The organism is Streptosporangium sp. NPDC006013 (genome assembly GCF_040614275.1).
Lineage (GTDB): Bacteria > Actinomycetota > Actinomycetes > Streptosporangiales > Streptosporangiaceae > Streptosporangium.
The window spans coordinates 1-3,663 of the sequence record NZ_JBEXUE010000717.1 but is presented as its reverse complement, the minus strand read 5'-3'; the positions used below and the strand labels follow the sequence as shown (position 1 = coordinate 3,663).

General features: G+C 70.6%; 3 protein-coding genes. All 3 read left to right on the top strand.

The genetic code is table 11. The features are described 5' to 3' along the window. Positions 1-247 precede the first annotated feature (247 nt). Positions 248-1,183, top strand: a complete 936-nt coding sequence (locus tag ABZ260_RS48415; RefSeq protein ID WP_355631990.1) for a tetratricopeptide repeat protein — start codon at positions 248-250, stop codon at positions 1,181-1,183. 223 nt (positions 1,184-1,406) lie between these two features. Next, positions 1,407-2,819, top strand: a complete 1,413-nt coding sequence (locus tag ABZ260_RS48410) for an NAD-dependent malic enzyme (protein ID WP_355631987.1) — start codon at positions 1,407-1,409, stop codon at positions 2,817-2,819. Positions 2,820-2,995: 176 nt separating this feature from the next. After that, the gene (locus ABZ260_RS48405; RefSeq protein WP_343975538.1) at positions 2,996-3,574 is read left to right on the top strand and encodes a YqgE/AlgH family protein; all 579 of its coding nucleotides are present in this window, start codon (positions 2,996-2,998) and stop codon (positions 3,572-3,574) included. Positions 3,575-3,663 lie beyond the last annotated feature (89 nt).

Below are 3,663 nucleotides of genomic sequence, written 5' to 3'. Positions count from 1 at the left end.
GGATTCGGGCTGGAGAGAGGTAGGTAGGGGAGAACGGAATTCCTGGTGTAGCGGTGAAATGCGCAGATATCAGGAGCCAGGGCGGCGGGCAACATGATCCCCGCCATGCTCGACGCGGCCAGGGCCGAGGCCACGCTGGGTGAGATCTGCGACGTGTTGCGCGGTGAGTGGGGCGTCTACACCGAACCGGCGCGTTTCTAGTGAGGGCGCGTCGGGGCACCGGCCGGGATACGGCAGGATTGGAACCATGAGCCCAGCGGACTTCACTCGACCCGGATCGCTCTACGGCGCCGTCGATCTCGGCGCTCGCAAGCAGGCACTGGAGGCACAGGCGCGGCGAGAGAGCGCCGCGCAGGAAACCGGCGGTGTTCCGGCGCCGGTCATCGATGTCGACGACGCCAACTTCGCGACCGAGGTCGTAGAACGCTCCATGAACAGCCTCGTGCTGCTGGAGCTCACCGTCACCCGCGCCGAGCAGGCCAAACAGTACAGCCTGCTGCTGGAGAAACTGGCCGCCGAGAACGCCGGCCGGTGGATCCTGGCCAGGGTCGACGTTGAGATCAACCAGCAGATCGCGCAGGCGCTACGGGTGCAGAACGTGCCCGCCCTGTACGCCATCTTCCAGGGACAGCCGGTGGCCGTGGTTCCGGGCATCGCCACCGAGCCGCAGCTCCGTGACTGGCTGTCGCAGCTCATGGAGGCGCTGGCGCAGTATCTCCCGCCCCCCACCGAGGAGGGCGAGGAAAAGCAGGAGCAGCCGCAGGAGCCCCCGGTCGACCCGGACGTGCTCGCCGCCGAGCAGGCCGTCGACGCCGGCGACCTCGACGGCGCGGTGGCCGCGTACGAGCGGCTGCTGGCCCGCTCGCCGAACAACCAGGACGCGAAGCTGGGCCTGGCCGGGCTCGGCCTGATCCGCAGGACGCAGGACGTCGACCCGGCGGACCTGCAGAGCAGGCTGGCCGACCCCGCGGACATCGAGGCCCAGCTCCTGGCCGCCGACTTCGAGATGCTCTCCGGCGAGGTGGACAGGGCCTTCGACCGGCTCGTCGACGTGGTGCGCCGCACCTCGGGGGCCGAGCGGGACAGGGCCAGGGTGCACCTGCTCGGCCTGTTCGACACGCTCCCCGGAGACGACCCGTCCATCGCCAGGGCCCGCAGGAACCTGGCCAGCGCCCTGTTCTGAGCACCCCGCCTCCGAGTGCCCGGCCCGGCGGCCCGCCCGCCGCGGGGCGGGCGCCGCCCCGCGGAGCCGTCTTCGGTGACGAGCGTCACGATGGGCCGGGACGAGGTGTTTCGTGACCGCATCTACATGTGCGGGGATCGCCGCGCCCGGTGCGTACACTCCCCTGGTGATGGCACGATGGAGGCATCCCAACTTAAGTTAGTCGCAAAGGAGCGGATCGGCTGTGGCCACCGTGCCGAGTGTGTCGTACTCCATCACCGTGCGCCTGGAGGTGCCCGCCGGCGGCAAGGCCGTCAGCCAGCTCACCCACGCGGTAGAGTCCGCCGGGGGTGTGGTCACCGCGCTCGACGTGACCACGGCCGGGCATGAGACGCTGCGCATCGACGTCACCTGCGCCGCGCGTGACACCGATCACGCGCAGGCGATCGTCGACAAGCTGGAGGGCGTCGAGGGCGTCGTCATCCACAAGGTCTCCGACCGGACCTTCCTCATGCACCTCGGTGGAAAGATCGAGATGCGGTCGAAGGTGCCGCTGCGCAACCGGGACGAGCTCTCCATGGCGTACACGCCCGGCGTCGCCCGGGTCTCGATGGCCATCGCCCGTAACCCCGAGGACGCCCGCCGCCTGACCATCAAGCGCAACACCGTCGCCGTCGTCACCGACGGCTCTGCGGTGCTCGGCCTGGGCAACATCGGCCCGGCCGCCGGACTCCCCGTCATGGAGGGCAAGGCCGCGCTGTTCAAGCGGTTCGCCGACATCGACGCCTGGCCGATCTGCCTGGACACCCAGGACGTCGACGAGATCGTGCGGACCGTGCAGATCATCGCTCCCGGTTTCGGCGGCATCAACCTGGAGGACATCTCGGCGCCGCGCTGCTTCGAGGTGGAGCGGCGGCTGCGCGAGCTGCTGGACATCCCGGTCTTCCACGACGACCAGCACGGCACCGCGATCTGCGTGCTGGCCGCGCTCACCAACGCGCTGCGCGTGGTCGGCAAGGACCTGGGTGAGGTCCGCATCGCCCTCGCGGGCGCGGGCGCGGCCGGTACGGCGGTGCTGCGGCTGCTGCTAGCGGCGGGCGCCCGCAACGTGGTCGTCTGCGACTACCTGGGCGCGGTGCACCGCGGGCGCCAGGACCTGGACGACTCGCTCCAGTGGATCGCCGACCACACCAACGCCGATGGCTACGCGGGCGACCTGCGCGGCGCGGTCAAGGGCGCCGACGTGTTCATCGGCGTGTCCGCGCCCGGCATCCTCAACGGCGACGACATCGCCACGATGGCCAAGGACGCCGTGGTCTTCGCGCTCGCCAACCCCGAGCCCGAGGTCTCGCCCGACATCGCTCGTGAGCACGCAGCGGTGGTCGCCACCGGCCGCTCCGACTATCCGAACCAGATCAACAACGTGCTGGCCTTCCCCGGCGTCTTCCGCGGCCTGCTCGACGCGCAGGCCAACGTGGTCAGCCAGGAGATGCTGCTGGCCGCGGCCAAGGCGCTGGCCGACGTGGTGACCACCGAGGAGCTCGGCCCCAACTACATCGTCCCCAGCGTGTTCCACCCGGACGTGTCGGGCGCCGTCGCGGCGGCCGTGCGCGAGTCGGCCGGCGGCCGTGCGCGTACGGGCATGACGGAGGCCTGAGGCCCGTCGTCAGGCCGTCGTCAGGCCTCCGTCAGGCCGTCGTCACCGTCCCTTCCGCGATCTTCGCTGCATGGAGTTCCGTCCTGTGCGCGTCGCGTGACGGGCGCATGAGGTCCGGGTCATCAGAAGGGCGGGGGGAGCAGCGCGAAGGGGTGTTCACCCCTCATGATGGAGGTATGGCGGAGGCGATCTACGTCGGTGGGCTTCTGGTGGCCACCCCGCAGCTGGAGGATCCCAACTTCCGGCGCAGCGTGGTCCTGGTGCTGGAGCACGACCTCGATGGCGGCACCCTGGGCGTGGTGCTCAACAGACCGAGTGACATCTCGGTGACCCAGGTGCTGCCGACCTGGGACACCATGGTCACCGGCCCGTCCGTGCTGTTCCAGGGAGGCCCCGTGCAGACCGACAGCGCCTTGGCGCTGGCCGCGGTGCCGAGCGGGCAGGAGCCGCTCGGCTGGCGGCGGCTGCACGCGGGCACCGCGGCGGTCTCCAGGCTCGGCACCGTCGACCTCGACGCGCCCCCGGAGATCCTCGCCGGGGAGATCGCCCAGATGCGCATCTTCGCGGGGTACGCCGGATGGTCGGCCGGGCAGCTGGAGAGCGAGATCGGCGAGGGCGCCTGGTACGTCGTGGACTCGGAGCCCGGCGACACCTTCCACCACGATCCCGAGTCGCTCTGGCGGGCCGTGCTCCGCCGCCAGCGGGGCGAGCTGGCCTACGTGGCCACCTGCCCCGACGACCCGTCGATGAACTAGGTCCTGTCCTGCGGATCTTGCCGTGGCGAGGATCGGTCAGCTGGTGTCTCGCAAGGCGGAGGAGGGAGCCGCAGCGTGCTGCGGTGACC